At 68.4% G+C, this 20313-nt stretch carries 15 protein-coding genes; 1 reads left to right on the top strand and 14 read right to left on the bottom strand.

Features of this window, described 5'->3' with window-relative positions; genetic code table 11:
• Positions 1–4 precede the first annotated feature (4 nt).
• The 14 genes from B1991_RS01225 to B1991_RS01160 all read right to left on the bottom strand — a co-directional run bounded on the left by B1991_RS01225 (position 5) and on the right by B1991_RS01160 (position 19959).
• Positions 5–1327, bottom strand: a complete 1323-nt coding sequence (locus B1991_RS01225) for an ABC transporter permease (RefSeq protein WP_136256886.1) — start codon at positions 1325–1327, stop codon at positions 5–7.
• A 117-nt stretch (positions 1328–1444) separates the two neighbouring features.
• On the bottom strand, positions 1445–2674 hold the full coding sequence (locus tag B1991_RS01220) for an ABC transporter permease (protein ID WP_136256885.1): 1230 nt from the start codon (positions 2672–2674) through the stop codon (positions 1445–1447).
• An 86-nt stretch (positions 2675–2760) separates the two neighbouring features.
• Entirely contained in the window at positions 2761–4068 is a 1308-nt protein-coding gene (locus tag B1991_RS01215) for an ABC transporter permease (RefSeq protein WP_136256884.1), read from the bottom strand.
• 118 nt (positions 4069–4186) lie between these two features.
• Positions 4187–5443: an ABC transporter permease gene (locus tag B1991_RS01210; RefSeq protein WP_136256883.1), complete on the bottom strand. Its 1257-nt coding sequence runs from the start codon at positions 5441–5443 to the stop codon at positions 4187–4189.
• A gap of 10 nt (positions 5444–5453) precedes the next feature.
• On the bottom strand, positions 5454–6770 hold the full coding sequence (locus B1991_RS01205; protein WP_136256882.1) for an ABC transporter permease: 1317 nt from the start codon (positions 6768–6770) through the stop codon (positions 5454–5456).
• Positions 6771–6865: 95 nt separating this feature from the next.
• Positions 6866–8107, bottom strand: coding sequence for an ABC transporter permease (locus B1991_RS01200; protein WP_136256881.1), 1242 nt, complete (start codon positions 8105–8107; stop codon positions 6866–6868).
• A 10-nt stretch (positions 8108–8117) separates the two neighbouring features.
• Complete coding sequence (locus tag B1991_RS01195; RefSeq protein ID WP_136256880.1) at positions 8118–9428, bottom strand: ABC transporter permease; 1311 nt, start codon at positions 9426–9428, stop codon at positions 8118–8120.
• Positions 9429–9491: 63 nt separating this feature from the next.
• A complete protein-coding gene (locus B1991_RS01190; RefSeq protein ID WP_136256879.1) occupies positions 9492–10205 on the bottom strand; it encodes an ABC transporter ATP-binding protein in 714 nt (237 codons plus the stop codon).
• A 150-nt stretch (positions 10206–10355) separates the two neighbouring features.
• Positions 10356–11627: an efflux RND transporter periplasmic adaptor subunit gene (locus B1991_RS01185; RefSeq protein ID WP_136256878.1), complete on the bottom strand. Its 1272-nt coding sequence runs from the start codon at positions 11625–11627 to the stop codon at positions 10356–10358.
• 265 nt (positions 11628–11892) lie between these two features.
• Positions 11893–14382 (bottom strand): TonB-dependent receptor, encoded by a 2490-nt coding sequence (locus B1991_RS01180; protein WP_210772071.1) that lies wholly within the window; start codon positions 14380–14382, stop codon positions 11893–11895.
• A 29-nt stretch (positions 14383–14411) separates the two neighbouring features.
• Positions 14412–16451, bottom strand: a complete 2040-nt coding sequence (locus B1991_RS01175) for a tetratricopeptide repeat-containing sulfotransferase family protein (RefSeq protein ID WP_136256876.1) — start codon at positions 16449–16451, stop codon at positions 14412–14414.
• 100 nt (positions 16452–16551) lie between these two features.
• Positions 16552–17949, bottom strand: a complete 1398-nt coding sequence (locus tag B1991_RS01170; protein ID WP_136256875.1) for a M20/M25/M40 family metallo-hydrolase — start codon at positions 17947–17949, stop codon at positions 16552–16554.
• On the bottom strand, positions 17946–19148 hold the full coding sequence (gene pcaF / locus B1991_RS01165) for a 3-oxoadipyl-CoA thiolase (protein ID WP_136256874.1): 1203 nt from the start codon (positions 19146–19148) through the stop codon (positions 17946–17948). Before pcaF ends, B1991_RS01170 begins: the two co-directional genes overlap by 4 nt.
• A complete protein-coding gene (locus B1991_RS01160) occupies positions 19141–19959 on the bottom strand; it encodes an IclR family transcriptional regulator domain-containing protein (RefSeq protein WP_136256873.1) in 819 nt (272 codons plus the stop codon). The genes pcaF and B1991_RS01160 overlap by 8 nt, the downstream gene beginning before the upstream one ends.
• 44 nt (positions 19960–20003) lie before the next feature.
• Between B1991_RS01160 and B1991_RS01155 the strand changes: the two genes are divergently transcribed.
• Positions 20004–20313, top strand: a 310-nt coding sequence (locus B1991_RS01155; protein ID WP_246031018.1) for an aminotransferase class III-fold pyridoxal phosphate-dependent enzyme, incomplete at its 3' end; no start/stop codon positions are given.

Below are 20313 nucleotides of genomic sequence, written 5' to 3'. Positions count from 1 at the left end.
CGCACTACAAAGTCTTTAGCTGAAGGCCCGGCGCCACCCGGCTGGCGCGGAACGCCGGCAGGACCCCGGCCAGCAGGCTGGCGGCGATCGCGGTGACGAAGGTGGCGACGAACATCGACACGTCCAGGTGCGCCAGATCGGCGTACGCCACCGGCTGCCGGCGAACCAGCCACAGGCCGAGCAGGGTCAGGCCCAGGCCACCGATGCCGCCGATCAAGCCGACCAGCCCGGCCTCCACCAGGCATTGCGCGAACACCGCGCCGCGGCTGGCGCCGAGCGCGCGGCGCACGCCGATCTCGCCGCTGCGGCGCAGGAACTTCGCCAGCAGCAGGCCGATCATGTTGAACAGGCAGATGGCGAGAAACGCAAACGCCAGCCAGGTCTGCAGCCGCACGTCGCCGGGCACCACGCCGTTGTAGTCCAGCCATTGCATCAGGCTGCGCAGGCGCGTGTTCTGCGGCCGCACGATGCGTCCCAGCGCGGCCTGCTGCGCCGCGTAGCCATCCAGGAACTGCTTGTACGCGGCGACCTTGCCGGCGTCGCCAAGCTGCACCCACAGGCGCACCCACGCACACGGCGAGTTCTGCAGATGGCCCGGCCGCTCGGGCATGTGCCAGCAGGTGAACTGCTGGAAGTTGCCGTCGTTGAGTTCGAGACCGGTGAAGAACGGCGTGAACACGTCCTGCGTCTTGCCGTAGAAGTCCGCGGTGTCGCCATTGGCAAAGCGGCCGCCGGCCACGGTGTAGAACACCGGCGACGGGCGCCATGGACGCAGCACGCCGACGATGCGCACGTCCGTGTCGCGCAGGCGCAGCACCTGGCCGACACTGTCGCGGCCGCCGAACAGCTTGTGGTTGAGATCGTCGGAGATCACCGCCACCCGCGCGTGCCGGGCATCGTCATCCGCGCTCCAGCCGCTGCCGTAGCGGAACGGCACGTCGAACATCGGGAAGAAGTCGCTGGTGGTGGACAGCATGCTCGGCATCAAGGTCGGCAGGTTGACCCCCGGCGCGCTCAGCCGCACCGGGCTGTCCACCACCAGCGTCTGGGCATCGGCCCGATGCGCGCCCCACAGGTCCACTGCCGACTGGTAATCCATCACGTCCAGCGGCTGCTTGAAATCGCCGGGCGTCGGGTTGCCGTCCACCTGCGGATAGAACAGCGTGCCGCTGCGCGTGGGCACCGGGTCGCCGGAGAGCAGATGCATCACCGTCAGCGTGGTCATGCTGGCGCCGATGCCCACCGCGATGGCGATGACCATCAGCGCGGTGAGCACCTTGTTGCGCTTGAGGCTGCGCAGGGCGAGATCGAGGTAATAGGTGAACACGTCCGAATTACTCCTGTTGACTCGTTCTTTCGCAGGAGCCCGCTCGCGGGCGATGCTCCTGCTCAAATGCGCGACGCAGATCAAATCAAGGGCATCGCCCGCGAGCGGGCTCCTGCGTCACACCGACCTCGTTGCCACGACAGGCGGCACCGCCGCGGCGCGCAGCGCCGGACCGAGCACGGCGAGCTGGCCGATCAGCCACAGCGCGATCGCGCCCACCGGGAAATAGATCGCCGGCAATCGCGGCAGCTCGTAGTGCAGCATCAGGAACAGGTTGATGGCGTAGGCGAGCACCATGCCGAGCACGATGCCGATCGTGGCCAGCAGCAGGTTCTCGGTCTGGAAATAGTTGAGGATGTTGCGGCGCGTTGCGCCCAGCGCGCGGCGCACGCCGATGGTGCGCCGGCGTTGCGCCACCCAGAAACTGGCCAGGCCGACGATGCCCAGCGCGGTGACGATCAGCAGCGCGGCGATCGCGCCCACCAGGATGCCGGCCATCGAGCGGTCGTTCTCGAAGAACTTGTCGCGCACTTCGTCGTAGGTGCGCTGCTCGGTCACCACCCGCCGCGGGTCGGCTTTCTTCAGCGCCGCCACGGCGGCTTTCAGCACGGCCTGGCGATCCTGCGGGCGCGTGCGGATCAGGTAGCTCTGGTCCTTGCCGGCGCCCATGAACATCGGCAGGATCATCGAGTAGTGCGCGGTCGCGTCATCGTAGGCGTTGGCGCGCGCCAGGTCGGCGACCACGCCGACCACGCGCACGCCGACCGGGCCGACGTAGATCGTCTTGCCGAGCGCGTCGGCGCCCGGCCACAGCCGTTGCGCCATGGCCTGCGTGATGACCGTGACCGGTGCGATGACCTTGGTGTCGCCGGTGGCCAGCGCCTTGAGCACCACGTCGGCGTCGAGCACCTCGTCGGGCTGCAGGTGGCGCCCCGCCAGCAGGCGCAGACCCATCGTCTGCGCCAGGTTCCCGCCGAAATAGGTGCCGGCGCTGAGGGTCGGCTGGCGCTGCTCCGGGTCCAGCTTGATGCTGGCATTGGACGAGGAGCCGCCCAGCGGCAACTGGTTGACCAGCGCCACGTCCAGCACGCCGGGCACTTGCCGGATCACGGCAAGATCCTCCCTTGCCCGCGCGTAGATGTCCGGCGATGGCGTCACCTCGGCCAGCTGGATCTGCACCAGCGCATGTTCGTCGATGCCGGTGGGCATCTCCATGTGCTGCAGGCGATGGTTGATCATGAACACCGCGTTGCACACGATCGCGCAGGTCAGCGCGATCTCCAGGATCAGCAGCCAGGCGGTGGTCTTGTGCCGCCGCAGCGTGGAGAGGATCGGTCGCAGTTCCATGAATCTTGCCTCATGCTCCAGATCGGAGCGGCTTTTCTTGAGTAGTGCGGCCATGGATGGCCGCTTCCACGCGCAGGGAAAGCGCACTAATTACTCTTCAGTTGCAGGGCCGGCGGCACCTGGCAGGCGCGCCATGCCGGCAGCATGCCCGCCAGCAGGGTCGAGCCCAGTGCCAGCACGAACGTGGTCAGCAGCATCGTCGCGTCCAGGTGGGCCAGCGCGGCGTAGCTGGACGGACGCTGCCGCACCACCCACAGGCCCAACCCCGCCAGCAGCAGGCCGCCGGCGCCGCCCACCACGCCCACCACCCCGGATTCGATCAGCAACTGGCCGAACAGCGCGCGCTTGGAGGCGCCCAGCGCGCGGCGCACGCCGAGGTCGCCGGCGCGGCGCATGAACTTGGCCAGCATCAGTCCCACCGTGTTGACCAGGCAGACCAGCAGGAAGCCGAAGGCGAGGCCGGTCTGCAGGCGCACGTCGTCGGGCACCACGCGCTCATGGGCCAGCCACTGCATCATGTTGCGCAGGCGCACGTTCGGCGCCTTCGCGAAGCGTCCCAGCGCCTTCTGCTCCTGCGAGTAGTGCACCAGGAACTGCTTGTAGTCCGCCGCCTTGGCCGGGCTGTCCAGTTGCGCCCAGAACTGCAGCCACACGCAGCTTTCCGAGGGATAGATCCGGCCCACGCCACCGGCTCCCCTGCCCCAGCAGTCGTTGGAGCCGTTGTGCTCCATCTTCAGGTCCAGTGCCGTCTGCAACGGTACGAATACCTGCTCGGCGCGGCCGTAGGAGCCGGTGTTGAGATCGTAGAAGTGGGGGTTGGGTGCCCAGTCGTCGAGCACGCCGACGATGCGGAAGCTGGCGTCGGCGATGCGCAGATTGCGGCCCACGCTGTCGGCGCCACCGAACAGGCGCTGGTTGAGCTCGCCGTTGATCACCACCTCGCGCGCCTTCGCCTCGTCGTCGGCGGCGTTCCAGCCGCGGCCGTAGCTAAACCGCGTGCCGAACATCGGGAAAAAATCGGCGGTGGTGTAACGCGATTCCACGTAGAACGGGTCCACGACCACGGAGTCGGGCTGGATCGGCACGGAGCCGCCGGTCATCAGTGCCTGGCGGTCGGCGCGTCCGGCGTGCAACAGGTTGAGGCCGTCGATCAGGGTGACCTGCTCCGGCGGCTCGGCGCCGGGCAGCTGGCCACTGTTGTCGCGCGGGTCGATCTGCGGGTAGTACAGCGTGCCGCTGCTTCCCGGCAGCGGATCGCCCGACAGCACGTGCAGCACCGTGAGCGTGGTCATCGACGCGCCGATGCCCAGCGCGATCGCCAGCACCATCAGCGCGGTGAGCGCCCTGTTGCGCTTGAGACTGCGCAGCGCCAGTTCGAGATAGTAGGCAAACATGATATCTCCCAAGGAGACCGGGTCCGGAACCGGGAAGGGATGCGCAAGAGCGACAGCGGCGCGAGCCCGTGCGCTTGCGATTGCCCCTTCCCGTCCGCCGAATCCCGGCCCGCAAAAATCACGCAGCCCGGGTGGCCGACACCGGAGGCACGTTGGACGCGCGCCGCGCGGGCACGAACACGGCAGCCTGGCCGATCACCAGCATGGCCAGCACCCCCACCAGCACGTACAGCACCGGCAACCGGGTCATCTCGTAGCGCGTCATCAGCCACAGGTTCAGGCCGATCGCGAGCGCGATGCCAAGCAGTACGCCGATGCCGGCGATCAGCAGGTTCTCGACCTGGAAGTAGTGCAGGATGTCGATCTTGCGCGCGCCCAGGGCACGACGCACACCGATCTGCCGATGGCGCTGGCCGACCCAGAAGCTGGTCAGGCCGACGATGCCGGCGGCGGTGACCGCGATCAGCACCAGACAGATCACGCCCATCAGGATCGCCATGCCCACGTCGGCGCGGTACGCCTTGGCGCGGATCTCGCCGAAGGACTTGACGCTGTCGTCGTCGAGCACGCGCAGCGGGTTGACCTTGTACAGCAACGGGGTCACGGCGCGCATCACGCTGTCGAGCTGGCCGGGCCGGGTGCGCACGGCGTAGCGGGCGAAGTTGGCGTCCAGCCGGGTCGGGATCAGCGTCGAGTACCACGCGAAGTCGTTGCCCCAGCTGCCGGTGGCCGGCGTCTGCATCCGCTCGACCACGCCGATGATGGTGGTCGGTGCATTGCTGCCGTCGCTGTACATCACCTTGCCGACCGCACTGCCGTCGGGGAACAGCTTTTGCGCCAAGGCCTTGGTGATGATCGCGATCGGCCGCGGCGGCTGGTCGCGAAAGCCCTGGTGCTGCACGTCGCCGGCAGTGAAGGCGCGGCCGGCCACCAGCTTCAGGCCAAACGTGTCCATTGCCTGGTCGCCGATGAAGTAGTACGCCGTGCGGGTGTTGTCCTTGCCGCCGAGCTGGGCGCCCGGCTTGTGCGACACCGAGCCGGTCCAGGAGGAGTTGAGCAAGGGCAGCGAATTGGTCGGCGTCACCGACACGACGCCGGGCAGGTTGCGCAATGCGGCCAGATCCTCGCGCTGCATCGCGTCGAGTTTCTCCACGCCGTCGGCGGTGTCGGCGTTCGGCGCGCCCACCCATTGCTGGGTGACCAGGAGCAGGTTGCTCTCGTTGAGCCCGGTGGGCCGGTTCACCCGTTCGATGCGCTGGCCGATGATGAAGATCGCATTGCACACGATCGCCAGGGTCAGCGCGATCTGCAGGGAGATGAGCACGGTACCGGCCTTGTGCTTGCGCAGTGCGGCGAGGATGGGATGCAGTTTCATGGCGTGATCCTCAATTGCTCTTCAGCTGCCACGCGGGTTGCACGCGCGAGGCTCGGTAGGTGGGATACAGGCCGGCCAGCATGGTGGCGACCACCGCCACCAGCAGGGTCAGCACCAGCAGCGACACGTCGATCCGCGCCAGCGAGGCGATGTCACGCGGCAACACCCAGCCCACGCTGGCCACGCCGGCGCCGGTCAACAGCAGGCCGAGCACGCCGCCGGCCGCGCCGACAATGCCCGCCTCGACCAGGAACTGCGTGTAGATCGCCGCACGCGGCGCACCCAGCGCGCGGCGCACGCCGATCTCGCTGCTGCGGCGCAGGAACTTGGCCAGCAGCAGGCCCACCGTATTGACCAGGCACACCAGCAGCAGGCCCAGCGCCACCAGCAAGGACACCTTGGTATCGCTGGGCACCACGTGCTGGTTTTCCAGCCATGCCGGCACGTCGCGCAGGCGGTTGTTCGGCGCCCAGCGGAAGCGCCCGGCAGACTGCTGGTCCTTGGCATAGCCGTCGAGATAGGCGCGATACGCCGTCACCGCCGCGGCATCGTCAAGTTCGGCCATGAACGCGATCCACGCGCAGGGCGAGTGCTGCAGGCCGACGAAGCCCGGCTCGTCGGGCACCGCATTGCAGTTGGTGTTGCCGTCGTTGGTGATGTCGGCCTGGATTGCGGTCTGGAACGGCAGGAACACGTCGGCATCGGTGGTGGAGAAGCCGCCGCTGTTGACCACGTCGTAGAAGCGCGGCTGCGGGTTCCAATGGTCGAGCACGCCGACCACGCGATAGTCCCGGCCTTCGACATTGACGATGCGACCCACGCTGTCGACGCCGCCGAACAGCTTCTGGTTGAGCTTGCTGCTGATCACCACGACCTGGGCACGGTTGGCGTCGTCGCTGCTGCTCCAGCCGCGACCGTACTGGAACGGCACGTCCAGCATCGGAAAGAACTCGCCGTACACGGCATGCCCGCTGACATTGAGCGGATGCTTGCTGGCATCGGTCGGCACGATCGAGGGCGAGATCTGGTACATCGCCGACTGCCGCTTGGCGCGGTGGTCGCGCATCAGGGCGACAGCGTCGGTGTAGTCCATGGCATTCGGCGGCTCGCCGTCGGGACTGCGGCCGTTCGGCCCCCACATGTCGATCTGCGGCACGAACAGCTTGGACGATTTCCATGGAATCGGGTCGCCAGACACCGCGCGGAACACCGACCACGAGGTCATCGACGCGGCCACGCCGAAGCCGATCGCCAGCACCATCAGTGCGGTGAGTCCGGGGCTGCGTTTCAGGCTGCGCAGGGCCAGTTCAAGGTAGTAGGCGAACATCTCGTCTCTCCGTTGTCACATGCAGGGGCGCACCTTCGTGCGCGAAGCCTTCGTTGTTGCAGGAGCACCTCGTGCGCCCTGCAGGAATTCGTCGTTCACACGCTCCGCGTGGCCTCCACCGGCGACACGCGCGAGGCGCGCAGCGCCGGCGCCAGCGTGGCGGCCTGGCCAAGCAGCACCAGCATCAGCACGCCCAGACCCACGTAGACCAGCGACATCCGGTCCATCGCGAAGTGGGTCACCGTCCACAGGTTGAAGGCGAAGCCCAGCACGATGCCCAGCACCGCGCCGGACGCGCTGATCAGGAAGTTCTCGGTGAGGAAATACGCGAGGATGTCGCGCTGCCGTGCACCCAGTGCGCGGCGCACGCCGATCTGCTTGCGGCGCTGGCCGACCCAGAAGCTGGTCAGGCCCACGATGCCGGCCGCGGTGATCGCCAGCAGCACCACGCTGATGATGCCCATCAGGATCGCCATGCCGCGGTCGCTGTCGTAGACCTTGTGACGGATGGTGGCGTAGTCCTGGATGCCGTCCTTGGGATCGATGATGCGCATGCGGCTTTGTGCGTACAGCGCCTTGGGCACCTCGCGCATGGCGTCGGCAAGCTGGCCGGGCCTGGCGCGCACGATGTAGTACACGCCGCGCGAATCATCCGCCCGCATCGGCCAGATCAGCGACTGGCCGGCATAGCCGTTGCTCCATTGATCCACGCCCTGCCGGTGCAGCGGGTCGACGATGCCGACGATCGTGCTCGGCGTGGTGCCCATCGCATAGAAGCTCTTGCCCAGCGCGTTGCCGTCGGGGAACAGACGGTCGGCGAGCGCCTTGCTCACGATCACCGTCGGCGGAGTGACAGCTTCCTGGGTGCCCATCACCATCACCTCATCGGCGCGGAAATTGCGTCCCGCGACGAGATTCAGGCCCAGCGTATCGATGAAATGCTCGTCGCCGGTGTACACCGCGCTATCCGTGGTCGGCTTGACCTGGTCGGGCGTCATGGTGACGAAGTTGTCCCAGCCGCCGCCCCGCAGCGGATAGCCGCTGGCGGGCGTGGCATCGCCCACGGCCGGCAATTGCCGCAGCGCGATCAGGTCGGCGCGCACCTGCGCATCGATCTGCGAGGTCGACTGGCCCATGTCGGCCCACATGTTGGCGATGACGAACACGTTGGCCTCGTCCACGCCGCTGCTCGCGGACAGGTTGCCCAGTCGCTGGTGGATGATGAACAGCGCGTTGCACACGATGGCCAGCGTCAACGCGATCTGCAGCGCGATCAGCATGGTGCCCGCCTTGTGCCGGCGCAGCGCGGTGAGGATGGGCCTGACCTGAAAATTCATGGCACTCTCCTCAGCTCGACTTCAGTTGCCAGGCGGGTTGCACGTGTGCCGCGCGCCACGCCGGGTAGAACGCCGCCAGCACGGTGGCGATGATGGCGACGACGAGGGTCAGCCCCACCAGCGAGACATCGAGCCGGGCCAGCTTCGCGATCTCCGGCCGGAACAGGATGCCCACGCCGGACACGCCCACCGCCGTGAGCAGCAGACCCAGCACGCCACCGGCCAGGCCTATCGTGGCGGCCTCGATCAGGTATTGGGTATAGATCTCGCGCCGCGTCGCGCCCAGCGCGCGGCGCACGCCGATCTCGCCGGAGCGGCGCATGAACTTCGCCAGCAGCAGGCCGATGGTGTTGACCAGGCAGATCAGGAAAAAGCCCAGCGCCACCACCAGCGAGATGCGGCTTTCCGGCGGCACCACGTGCTCGTAGTCGAGCCACTGCATCACGTCGCGCAGACGCACGTTGGCTGCCCAGCCGAAGCGGCCCGCGTGCTGCTGGTCGGCGGCGTAGTTGGTGAGGAAGCGGCGGTAGCTGGCGACCTCGGCGGGGCTGTCCAGTTCCACCCACGGCGTGATCCACACGCAGTTGCTCTGCAGATAACCCTGCCAGGTCGTGTAGCTGAGCGAGCCGCGGCAACTGTTGCGCCCGCCCGAGCGCATCTGCAGGTCCAGCGCACGACTGAACACCATGTAGATGTCCGGCTCGTCGGCAAAGCCGTTGGTGCTGAACAGGTCGTAGAAGCGTGGCCGCGGGTTCCATTGGCTGGTGACGCCCACCACGTGGTAGTCATGCCCGCCAAGATTGAACGTGCGCCCCACGCTGTCGGCGCCGCCGAACAGCTTGGCATTGAGCTTGCCGCTGATGACGACGGCACTAGCGCGTGCGTCGTCGTCCTGCGCACTCCAGCCGCCGCCGTAGCGGAACGGCACCTCGAACATGCTGAAGAAGTCGGCGGTCACGGCGTAGCCGTTGGCGTTCAATGGAAGGTCGCGACTGCCGCCCAGCATCACCGACAGTTGCACCGGGTACAGGAACGTCTGGCGCTTGGCCTCGTGTGCACGCATCAGCGCCATCGCGTCGATGTAACCCAGCGCCTCGGCCGGCTCGCCCTTCAGGTTCTGCTGCGGCCCCCAGCCGTCCACCTGCGGCGTGAACAGCTGCGCCGACTTGCCTGGTATCGGATTGCCCGACACGGCACGGAACACGGAGTACGTGATCATCGACGCCGCCACGCCGAAACCGATCGCCATCACCATCAGCGCAGTGAGGGCGGGGTTGCGGCGCAGGCTGCGCAGTCCGAGTTGGAGGTAGTAGGTGAACATCTCGATATCCGGGATTGGGGCTTCGTCAAAGCCGACGCATGCGCGATCGCTCTCTCCGATTCCCTATTCCCGATTCCCTGCAGCCGCATGGGCGTGGAAGCGCGGCTCCTCGGCCAGATCGACCACCTGGCCGTCGATGATGTGCACGTTGCGCTGGGCGCGGGCGGCCAGCTCGGGGTCATGCGTGACCATCACGATGGTGGCGCCGTCGCGGTGGATCTCCTCAAGCAGCTCCATCACGCCGCGGGCCATCTGGGTGTCCAGGTTGCCGGTCGGTTCGTCCGCCAGCAGCAGGCGCGGCGAACCGGCCAGCGCGCGGGCGATCGCCACGCGCTGCTGCTGGCCGCCGGAGAGTTCGGCCGGGTAATGCTTGGCGCGCGAGGCCAGGCCGACGCGTTCCAGCGAGTCCATGATGCGCTGCTTGCGCTCGGCGGCCTTCATGCCGCGGTAGCGCAGCGGCACCTCGATGTTGTCGAACACGTTGAGATCCGGGATCAGGTTGAACGCCTGGAAGATGAAGCCGATCTTCTCGTTGCGGATCTTCGAGCGCGCGTTGTCGTTGAGGTTGCTGACCTCCACGCCGTCGAGGTGGTACTCGCCGCCGGTGAACGTCTCCAGCAAGCCGGCGATGGTCAGGAAGGTGGTCTTGCCCGAACCGGACGGTCCGGTCACGGCCACGAACTCGCCCTCCTTCACGTCGATGTTGAAATCGCGCAGTGCGTAGGTCTCCACCACTTCGGTGCGGTAGACCTTGGACAGGTGGGTCATCTTCAGCATGGTTGCGTCCTTTGGTGGTGGTGATGGTGTTTTGCCCCTCCCCCTGCTTCGCAGGGGGAGGCTGGGAGGGGGTGACGCCTTGATCTTGCGTGACGAAGAGCTACCCCACCCCGGCCCTCCCCTGCAGGCAGGGGAGGGAGTGAATCTGCGTCAGTTGCTGATCGCGACCGTGGCCGCGCCCTTGAAGCTGTCGGTGCCGGAGATCACGATCTTGTCGCCTTCCTTCAGGCCTTCGAGGATCTCCACCTTGTCGATGCTGGAGGCGCCGACGCGGATCGGGGTCTTGGTGGCGATGCCGTCGTGCACCAGGTAGGCGTAGCTGCCGCCGGATTCGTCGACGAACGAGCCGCGCTGCACGGTGAGCACGTTGTCGCGCTTGTCCAGCAGCACGCGCACCGACAGGCGCTGGTTCTGGCGCAGCTGTTTCGGCGTGGTGCCGTCGAAGCGCAGCCGCGCGGCGACCTGGCCGTTGACCACCTCGGGCGAGATCGCGCTGACGATGCCCTTCCAGGTGTGGCCGTTGCCGCTGATCTCGCCGGTCATGCCGATGCCGAGGTCGCGGGCGAAACTCTCCGGCACCTGCATCTCCACCTGCAGCGCGGACAGGTCGACCACGCTGAGCAGCTGCGCATCCTTGGCGACGGTGGCCTTTTCGGCGATGAACAACTGACCGACCTGGCCGTCCACCGGCGACTTCACGTTGAGGTCGTCGACCTGGCGCTTGAGGTCGGCCACCAGCAGCAGCTGGCGGTCATGCGCCAGCTTCTTCGACTGGATGTCGAAATTGAGGCTGGCGTTGTCCATGCCCAGGTCGCTGTGGGCGTGCTCCAGGGAGATGCTGGCCTTGTCCAGGGTGTCCTTGGCGCGGTCGACGTCCATGCTGGGCACGGCGCCGCGGGCAAACGCCTTCTGGTAACGGGCGAGGTCGCGCTGGGCGGTCTGCAGGTCGATCTTGGCGTTGTCGTAGGCCTTCTGCAGCGCGGAACGCTGCTTGCGTGCATCGACCTGCGCGCGCATGTAGTCGACCTGCATCGCGTCGGCGTTGCTCTGTTCCTGGGCCAGCTTGTTGGTCAGCTCGGGACTGTCGATGGTGGCCAGCACCTGGCCCTTCTTCACCGTGTCGCCGGCGTGCACCTTCAGCGTCACCGCGCCACCCGAGGTGGCGTACAGGGTGGGGCTGACCGCGGCCACCACCTTGCCCTCGGCCGCGATGTCGCGCACGAACGGACCGCGCTCGACCGTGGCGAACGACAGCCGCGAGGCGCTCACCGAGCCGGAGGCGGAAAACAGCCGCCCGATGCCGGGCGCCAGCCACACCAGCAGGCCGAGCACGAGCACGCCGACGGCGCCGAAGATCAGCTGCCGTTTGCGGTTGGGTTTGACCTCTACCAGTTTGTCCTGTGCGGAAGTGTCGCGAATCATCGATGCCGTTCCTGACCGCGTACAGCGCGGTTGCACGGCAGTCATTGCAATCCACGTGCCACTCGGCCACGGCGCCGCAAACGCTTGTCCTGCAACGGTTTGATCGGTTCCGACGGCGCCGCCGAAGTGTCCGCGGACACCGTACGGACAACCGGACGAACACGCGCCGGTCCGCCGCGGACACCGCCCTGGAACGCGAAAGGCCCCGGTTCGCACCGGGGCCTTTCGCGGGCATCCTTGCCGTGCGGGCGGGCGGCTTGCCGGCCTAGAACTCCTGCGTGAAGCGCAAGCCGATGGTGCGCGGCGGGTTGGTGACGGTGTACACCTGCCCGTTCGGGTACTGCGCCACCACGCCGTGGGCGGCGCAAACCGCCTCGGCGCACTCGGTGTACTTGTAGAGTTGCGCGCGCTTGTCGAACAGGTTGTTGATGTACATGTCCAGCGTCCAGCCGCCCTTGCGGAAGCCGGCGGAGACATCCATGGTGGTGTAAGCCGCCAGATTGCCGGTCAGGCTGTTTTCGAGCAGACGCAGGTCGGACTTGCGCTCGCCCACATGCACCACCGCGCCCTGCAGGTAGGCCTCGTTTTCACCGACGTCGAAGGTGTAGCGCGCCACCAGGTTGCCCTTGAACCTGGGCGTCACCGGCAGCTGGGTGCCCTTCGGCGCCAGCTCCGCACCGGGACAATCGGTGACCGGCGTGCCGTTGGCGTCGGTGAAGCCGCAGTAGGTCGCGGTCAGCTTGGCGTCGTAGAAGGCGGCCCCGGCGCTGAGTTGCAGGTTGTAGGCGGCGGCCCAGTTCAACTCCGTTTCCAGGCCCCGGATGCGCGCCTGGTTGGCGTTCTTGATTTCGGTGAGGCCGTTGGCGCCGAGGATGCTGAACTGGAAGTCCTTCCAGTCCTGCTGGAACACCGAGCCGTTGAACGACAGCCGGTTGGCGAGCCAGGTGGTCTTCCAGCCGAACTCGTAGTTGGTCAGGTAATCCGACTTGTACGGCGGCAGCGAGCCGCGACGGTTCAGGCCGCCGGGGCGGTAGCCCTCGGACCGGGTGAGGTAGACCATCTTGGTCGGCGAGATGTTCCAGGTCAGGTTGACCTTGCCGAGCGAGCCGGTTTCCTTCACGTTCTTGTCGAAGTCCAGGCACGGCGCGCCGTGGAACGGCTCGGGCGAGACGCAGCCTGCCTCGCCGTAGCTGGAGCCGGGGAAGTAGCCGGCGCTGAACCCGTAGAAGCCGCCCAGGCTGTTGTCGGCGCGGAAGTAGCGCCCGCCGATGGTGCCGGTGAGCGTGTCGGGGATGAAGTCGTAGGACAGCTCGCCGAACACTGCCTCATCGCGGTCGGTGCGCACCTGCTCGGTCAGCCAGAGGGTGCTCGGCCAGCCGGTGATCGACAGGAAATCGGCCAGGCCGTCGACCATGTAGCGCTGTTCGATGTCGTGCACCGAGCGTTCCCAGAACAGGCCGCCGACCACGCGCAGGCGATCCTCCTTCGGCGACGCCAGGCGCAGCTCGTGGCTGTCCATGGCGTAGCGGTCCTTGCCGATGATGTACTGCGACGGATTGATCAGCGCGCCGTCGTTGTCGTAGAGGTAGGTGCCGTACGCGTAGGGCAGCTGGTCGTACCAGAACGAATAGTCGCTGTAGTCGTTGTGCTCGACCTGGTTCCGCTTGAGGTGCGCGTACGCATAGGTCAGGTCGAAGTTGCCGATCTTGCCCTGCAGCGTCAGCGCCGCCTGCCACCAGCGATCGGAAGTGCGCTCCGGATAGAAGTGGGTCAGGGCGAGGTCGCCGATCGCCGGGTCGGTGGCGATGTTGCCGTGGGCCACCGTGTTCTGTCCCATCAGGGTGCCGTTGATCGACCAGTCGTCGTTGAGGTCGACCTTCAGCGCCGCGCGCGCGCCGTCGATGTCGTTGCCGTTGTAGTCCTTCTTGGCCGCGGGCATGCAGACCAGCAGGCTCGACGCCGTGCAGTTCCTGGCATTGCTGACGGTGATGCCGGATACCGGGTAAGTGCGCGTGCCTTCCTTGTTGTCGATGTAGCCGGCGTCGCGCTCGTGCCAGCCGACCAGACGGACCGCCGCGCTTTTCGCGATCGGGATGTTGACCATGCCCTCGACCACGTGCCCGATGCCGCCATGCGCGACCGAGTCGATGCCGGCGCTGTAGCTGGCGGCGAAGCCGCTGGCGTCGGGCTTGTTGGTGATGATGCGCAACGCGCCGGACTGCGCGCTGGCACCGTACAGGGAGCCCTGCGGCCCGGCCAGCACCTCGACGCGGGCGATGTCGTACATGTGGATGTCGAGCGGGCCGGTGACGGTGGTGACCGGCTGCTCGTCGAGGTACACGCCGACGCTCGGCCTCGAACCGGAATGGTTGCCGTCGCCGCCGCTGGCCACGCCGCGCATGTAGATCTCGGAGAAGCCCGGGCCGGCGCTCTGGTAGGACACGCTGGGCAGGTACTTCACGTAGTCGTCGAAGTTGGCGATGTGCAGCTGCTCGATTCTCTCCGAGCCCAGCACCTGGATGCTGATCGGCACCTTCTGCAGGTTCTCGGTCCGTTTCTGCGCGGTCACGGTCACCGTGCTGAGCGTGGCGACCTTCTGCTCCGCCGCCGGCGTTCCGGTCGGCGTCTGGGCCTGGCCGGCGTCCTGCGCGAACGCCACCGAGCTCATGGCGAAGCAGATCGCCGCGGCGAGCGGCAGGCGGTTCAAGCTCGTCCGCCGTGTTGTTGCTGGTTGTCTACCCCTGATCCTGTGCATTGGCTCCCCTCTCTAAGTGTTGATGACGATCAATCGGAAACTGCCACATCGGATTCGAATCCCGGCACCTCGGGGTAGCGCTGCAATACCTGCCCCAGTGTCGATTCCAAAGGCGCCAGCCATGGCGCGTAGTTCTGCCAGTGATCCACCCCTTCGCGGTAGATCGGCCGGCGCACCTGTTCCGAACTCGCGGTGCGGACGGGTCGCTCGTTCCGGAAGAATCGCAGGCACGATTCCTCGAACGGCAGGCCGCAATGGTCGAGCAGGCGCCGAATCTCCCCCTCGGTGTCCTCGACCATGCGTTCGTAGAAGACGCGGTGGATGCGCCCGGGCAGCACCGCGTCGAAATGCGCCATCAGCGCGACATAGTCGCGGTAGTAGCGCGCCAGGTCCTCGAGGCTGTAGCTGAAGCCCTGCCCGCGCGCGAAGTGCTGCTTGAAGCCCGAGAAGCAGCAGGCCAGCGGGTGCCGCCGCGCATCGATGATGGTGGCGTTCGGCAGCATCAGGTGGATCAGCCCGACGTGCATGAAGTTGTTCGGCATCTTGTCGACGAACAACGGCGCGGCGGTCTTGCGCTGGATGCGGGTATTGTCGAGGTAGCGCTCGCCCAGCTCGCGCAGCGCGCCGGCGTCCAGCGCCGCCAGCGCGTCGTGGTAGGGCATCTCGCCGTCGGCGCCGGCGCGCTCGCGCAGCATGCGCGTGATCGAGGTGACCTCGGGCAGCTCCATGGTGCCTTCGACCTGGCTGTGACTGGCCAGGATCTGCTCGATCAGGGTGGAACCGGAGCGCGGCAGGCCGACCACGAAGATCGGATCGCGCGCCGGGCTGCCGCAACCGGCGCGCGCGGCGAAGAACCCGCGGGTGTAACGCTGGCGGATGTGCCGCACGCGCGCGCTGGTCTCGTCGGCGCTGTAGTGCAGCTGGGCGCGGCGGATCGCGTTGCCCTGCGCGTAGTGCCGGAACGAGGCTTCGTACTCGCCGGCGTCCTCCAGCGCCTTGCCGACGGCGAACTCCAGGTGCAGGCGGTCGTCCGCGGCCAGGTCGGTACGCACCAGCTGGCGGCGCATCGCGGCGAGATCGTCGGCGTCGAAGCGGAAGGTCTTGAGGTTGGCCAGGCTCCACCAGACTTCGCCGAAGGACGGCTCCCGTGCCAGGCTGCGGCGGTAGGCGTCGATGGCGCGCTGCGTGTGCCCGGCGGTCTTCAGCGCATGGCCGTAGCTCATCCACACCTTCGGGTTGTCCGGGTACTGCTCCAGCAGCTCGGCGTAGAGGGCGATCGCCGGCTCGTAGTCGCCGACCCGGCACAACACTACCGCCTTGAGGTTGCGGTAGCCGGGGTGGCCCGGCGCCGTCGCCAGCAGGCGCTCGATCTGCGCCAGCGCCTGCTCCGGCCGGTTGCTGCGATGCAGGACCTGGGCGTAGTTCTGGCGCGCGGCATCGAAACCGGGCGCCAGCTCCAGGCAGCGCTCCAGCAGGTGCAGCGCATCCTCGTTGCGGCCCAGCCGGGCGGCGACCTCGGCGAACATGCGGATCGCGGCGACGTCGGTCGGCGCCTGCTTCAGATGCTCGCGCAGCAGTGCCTCGGCCACCGGGATGCGGTTCTCGACCAGCGCGGTGGCGGCGGCCAGCAGGCGCGGGTCGCTGGTGGAATGGCGCACGTGGCTGGCGTAGGCGGCGTCCGCGGCCTCCTGCTCGCCGGCGGCCATGAGATGGTCGCCGAGCGCGCGCCAGGCCTGCGGCAGGTCGGGCTTCAGCGCCACCGCGCGACGCAACGCGGCGATCGCCTGCTGGCCGCGGCCGTCGTGGCCCAGCGCCAGGCCAAGGTCGAGCTGGGCGAGCGCCCAGTTCGGCTGGGCCCGCGCCAGCGGTTCGAGGATCTCCAGCGCGCCTTGGGTGTCGCCCTGCCCCATCCGCGCCGCCGCCAGCAGGCGCAGCGCGGCGGGGTGGCCGGCGGCAGCCTTGAGGATCTCCGCGGCCTGTTCGCCGGCCAGCGCCGGGTCGCGCTGCAGCAGACGCTCGGCGTGGGCCAGCGCCTGCTCCAGCGTGCCGGTGGCGAGTGTGTCCGTCATGGCCGGTGCTGCCGCGGCGGCACGGCGGTCCGGTCCGCGTCGACGGACAGGCGGTACAAGCAGGGGAAGGCGGTGCGTTGCATGAGGAGACAGTGGCCTCTTAAAGTTTTTTTAACAAGCTATAGTCAAATTCCAGTGAGCGGTAGTAGGCATCGACCAGGATGCGTTCGTCCTGGCCGTGCGAACGGTCGTCGTCGACGTCGTAGGCGATGCCGTTGAAGACGTAGGACGGCATCCCGGCGGCGCGCAGGAACACGCTGTCCGAGGCACCGGCGGACATGTAGGGCGTCACCGGAATCGGCCCCCACAGCGCTTGCGCCACCTCGCCGATCCGCGCGAACAGCGCCGCGTCCACCGGGCTGGGCGGGCTGGGCTGCGGCGGCGCGACGCGGGCGATCTCGATGCCGGGATCGGCCACGGCCTGGCGCAGCGCCGCATCCACCCGGTCAGGGTCCTCGTCCGGCAGCAGACGGCAGTTGATCGTGGCGCGCGCGAGCTGCGGCAGCGCGTTCTCGGCCTGGCCGCCTGCGAGCAGCGTCGGCACGCAGGTGGTGCGCAATTGCGCGTTGTTGTAGACGGAGGACGCCGCCAGCCGCGCCAGCGCCGCGGGATCGGACGGCGCGCGGGCGACCGCACGCATGTCGGCGGCGAGCGCGCCCGAATAATCCTTCGCCAGCGTCGCGTAATAGCCGCGGGTGGCCGCGTTGCTGCGCAGCGGGAACTGCAGCGGCGCCAGCCGCGCCAGCGCCTGCGCCAAGCGATAGATCGCGTTGTCGGGCGTCGGCAGCGAGCTGTGCCCGCCGGGGTTGCGCACGGTCAGCGTGTAGCTCAGGAACACCTTCTCGGCGGTCTCCACCGACAGCACCGCCACGCGGCCGCCGCGCAGTTCCGGGCCGCCGCCGTCGACGTTGATCGAATAAGCCGAGCGGATCAGTTCGGGCCGGTGCGCCAGCAGCCACTGCACGCCGTTGGCGACGCCGTCTTCCTCGCCGGCGGTCAGCGCGAGGATGTAGTCGCCCTTCGGCACGAAACGCTCACGGTGCAGGCGCAGCAGTGTCTCGACCAGGCCGGCGCCGCCGCCCTTGATGTCCATGCTGCCGCGACCGTAGAAGTAGCCGTCGCGCTCGGTCAGCGCGAACGGATCGACGTGCCAGTCCTCGCGCCGCGCCTCGACCACGTCCAGGTGCGCCAGCAGCAGGATCGGTTTGCGCTCGCCGTGGCCGCGCAGGCGCACCACCAGGTTGCGCCGGCGCGGATCGTCGCCGACCACCTGCACGTCCGCCGGCGCGAAGCCGGCGTCGAGGAAGCGCTTGGCGAGCTTTTCTGCCGCGACCGTGGTGCTGCCGTGTTCGGAGGTGGTGTCGACGGCGATCAGCTCGCCGAGCAGCGCGCGGCCCAGCGCGCGGTCGGCCGGCGGCGCGGTATCGGCGGCATGGCCGGCCAGCGGCAGCAGCGCCGCCGTGGCGATGAGGGCGTGCAGGAAACGGAGTCGCATCATGGTCGCTCCAGGGCCAGCGCCAGCCCCTGGCCGACGCCGATGCACAGGCTGACCAGCGCGCGGCGTTGCTGATGGCGGCGCAGCGCGAATGCCGCGCTCAGCGCCAGCCGCGCGCCGCTGGCGCCGAGCGGGTGGCCGAGCGCGATCGCGCCGCCGTTGGCGTTGACGTGATCGGCATCGTCGGGCAGGCCGAGCGTGCGCGTGCAGGCGAGCACCTGCGCGGCGAACGCCTCGTTGATCTCGATGCGGTCGAAGTCGGCCAGGTCCAGGCCGGTGCGCGCGAGCAGCTTGCGGATCGCCGGCACCGGGCCGATGCCCATCACCCGCGGCGCGACGCCGGCCGCGGCCATGCCGACGATGCGCGCCAGCGGCTGCAGGCCGTATCGCGCCAGTGCCGCCTCGGAGGCCAGCAGCACGGCGGCGGCGCCGTCGTTGAGGCCCGACGCGTTGCCGGCGGTGATGCTGCTGCCGGCGCCGAGCAGCGGCTTGAGCGCGGCCAGCTTCGCCGCGGTGGTCTCGGCGCGCGGGTGTTCGTCGATCTGCACGAGGATCGACTCCCGCCCACGCGGCGCATCCACGGCGGTGATTTCCTCCGCCAGCCAGCCCTGCCCCTGCGCGTGCGCGGTGCGCTGCTGGCTGCGCAGCGCATAGGCGTCCTGGCTGTCGCGGTCGATGCCGTGCTCGCGGGCGAGGTTCTCGGCAGTCTGCGTCATCGAGTCGATGCCGTAGCCGGCCTGCATGCGCGGGTTGACCAGGCGCCAGCCCAGCGTGGTGTCCTCCAGCTGCTGGTCGCGCGCGAACGCCGCGCCGGCCTTGGCCAGCACGTACGGCGCGCGGCTCATGCTCTCGACGCCGCCGGCGACGACCAGCTCGGCCTCGCCACAGGCGATCGCGCGCGCGGCTTGGCCGATGGCTTCGAGGCCGGACGCGCACAGCCGGTTGACGGTGACGGCCGGCACGTCCGGCGGCAAGCCAGCCAGCAGCGCCGCCATCCGCGCGACGTTGCGGTTGTCCTCGCCGGACTGGTTCGCGCAGCCCAGGATCACCTCGTCCAGCGCCGCCCAGTCCAGCGCCGGGTGGCGCGCCATCAAGGCCGCGATCGGCAGCGCGGCGAGATCGTCGGCGCGCACGCCGGCCAGCGCGCCGCCGAGGCGACCGAACGGGGTGCGCGTGGCGTCGACCAGCCAGGCGTCATTCATAGGCGTGCCTCATTGCCAGGTGCGGCAGCCAGCCGCCGCGCCGGATCGCCTGCTCGATGGCGCGCTGCGCCTCGTGCAGGGCCGGCAGGATCTGCTGCACCGCGCGCGCGGGGGCTTCCTCGCTGTATGGCATGCCGACGTTCAACGCGGCGACCACGCGGCCGTCGCCGGCGTGGATCGGCACCGCGATCGAGCACAAGCCCGGCTCCAGCTCGCGCGAGACCAGCGCATAGCCTTGCTCGCGCACACGGCGCAGTTCCGCCTTCAGCGCGCTGGCGCTGCGGATCGTCTGCGGCGTGTAGGCACGGAACTTCTGGCCGCGCAGCCAGGCGGCCAGCTCGGCCTCGGCCAGGTCGGCCAGCATCACCCGCCCCAGCGAGGCGGCGAACGCCGGCAGCCGCGCGCCCACGCCCAGCGCCAGGCTCATCACCCGGCGCACCGGCACGCGCAGCACGTAGACGATGTCGCTGCCGTCGAGCACGGCCATCGAACACGACTCGCCGACCCGCTGCGACAGCAGCTCCATGCTCTGCTGCGCCAGCTCGGTCAGGTCCAGCGAGGTGAGGTAGCTGTAGCCCAGCTCCAGCACGCGCGGGGTCAGGAAGAAACTGCGGCCGCGGCTGCCCACGTAGCCCAGGTGCTGCAGGGTCAGCAGGCTGCGGCGCACCACCGCACGCGACAGGTCCGTGCGTTCGGCGACCTCGGACAGACTCGCGCTGGGCAGCTCGCGATCGAATGCGCGCAGCACCTGGAGCCCGCGCGCCAGCGATTGCACGTAGTCCGCGCTGTCCTCGAATGCTGTCGATGCCATGCGTTGGCGGCCTCCATTGACAGGCCGAGCGTAGAAGGTTTCCAATGGGTTCGCAATACGAATTGTTGTGCGATTACCGCACAAACCGGATCGAGGGGATCGGTGTGGCGAGCGAACGCGACAGTGTGCTGCACAGCTGGTGCGTGCAGTCGGCATGGCGGGCACCGACCGTGGTCGGCGGCAGTGGCGCGTACCTCGAACTGGAGGACGGCCGGCGCATCCTGGACATGAGCAGCCTGGCCGAATGCAGCAACCTCGGCCACCAGCATCCGGCCGTGGTCGCGGCGATCCGCGAGCAGGCGCAGCAGCTGTGTTTCGTCACCTCGGCCTGGGGCGCGCGACCGCGCGCCCCAG

The organism is Rhodanobacter lindaniclasticus (assembly GCF_004799035.1).
In the GTDB taxonomy this organism is placed as follows: Bacteria; Pseudomonadota; Gammaproteobacteria; order Xanthomonadales; family Rhodanobacteraceae; genus Rhodanobacter; species Rhodanobacter lindaniclasticus.
This window is presented reverse-complemented; position numbering and strand designations above follow the sequence as displayed.

Bases quoted from the DNA above. Each gene is read 5' to 3' on its own strand.
- B1991_RS01160 (WP_136256873.1), bottom strand. From the start codon at position 19,959: ATGGCATCGACAGCATTCGAGGACAGCGCGGACTACGTGCAATCGCTG.
- B1991_RS01200 (WP_136256881.1), bottom strand. From the start codon at position 8,107: ATGAATTTTCAGGTCAGGCCCATCCTCACCGCGCTGCGCCGGCACAAG.
- B1991_RS01180 (WP_210772071.1), bottom strand. From the start codon at position 14,382: ATGCACAGGATCAGGGGTAGACAACCAGCAACAACACGGCGGACGAGC.
- B1991_RS01190 (WP_136256879.1), bottom strand. From the start codon at position 10,205: ATGCTGAAGATGACCCACCTGTCCAAGGTCTACCGCACCGAAGTGGTG.
- B1991_RS01185 (WP_136256878.1), bottom strand. From the start codon at position 11,627: ATGATTCGCGACACTTCCGCACAGGACAAACTGGTAGAGGTCAAACCC.
- pcaF (WP_136256874.1), bottom strand. From the start codon at position 19,148: ATGAATGACGCCTGGCTGGTCGACGCCACGCGCACCCCGTTCGGTCGC.
- B1991_RS01170 (WP_136256875.1), bottom strand. From the start codon at position 17,949: ATGATGCGACTCCGTTTCCTGCACGCCCTCATCGCCACGGCGGCGCTG.
- B1991_RS01195 (WP_136256880.1), bottom strand. From the start codon at position 9,428: ATGTTCACCTACTACCTCCAACTCGGACTGCGCAGCCTGCGCCGCAAC.
- B1991_RS01220 (WP_136256885.1), bottom strand. From the start codon at position 2,674: ATGGAACTGCGACCGATCCTCTCCACGCTGCGGCGGCACAAGACCACC.
- B1991_RS01215 (WP_136256884.1), bottom strand. From the start codon at position 4,068: ATGTTTGCCTACTATCTCGAACTGGCGCTGCGCAGTCTCAAGCGCAAC.
- B1991_RS01210 (WP_136256883.1), bottom strand. From the start codon at position 5,443: ATGAAACTGCATCCCATCCTCGCCGCACTGCGCAAGCACAAGGCCGGT.
- B1991_RS01175 (WP_136256876.1), bottom strand. From the start codon at position 16,451: ATGACGGACACACTCGCCACCGGCACGCTGGAGCAGGCGCTGGCCCAC.
- B1991_RS01205 (WP_136256882.1), bottom strand. From the start codon at position 6,770: ATGTTCGCCTACTACCTTGAACTGGCCCTGCGCAGCCTGAAACGCAGC.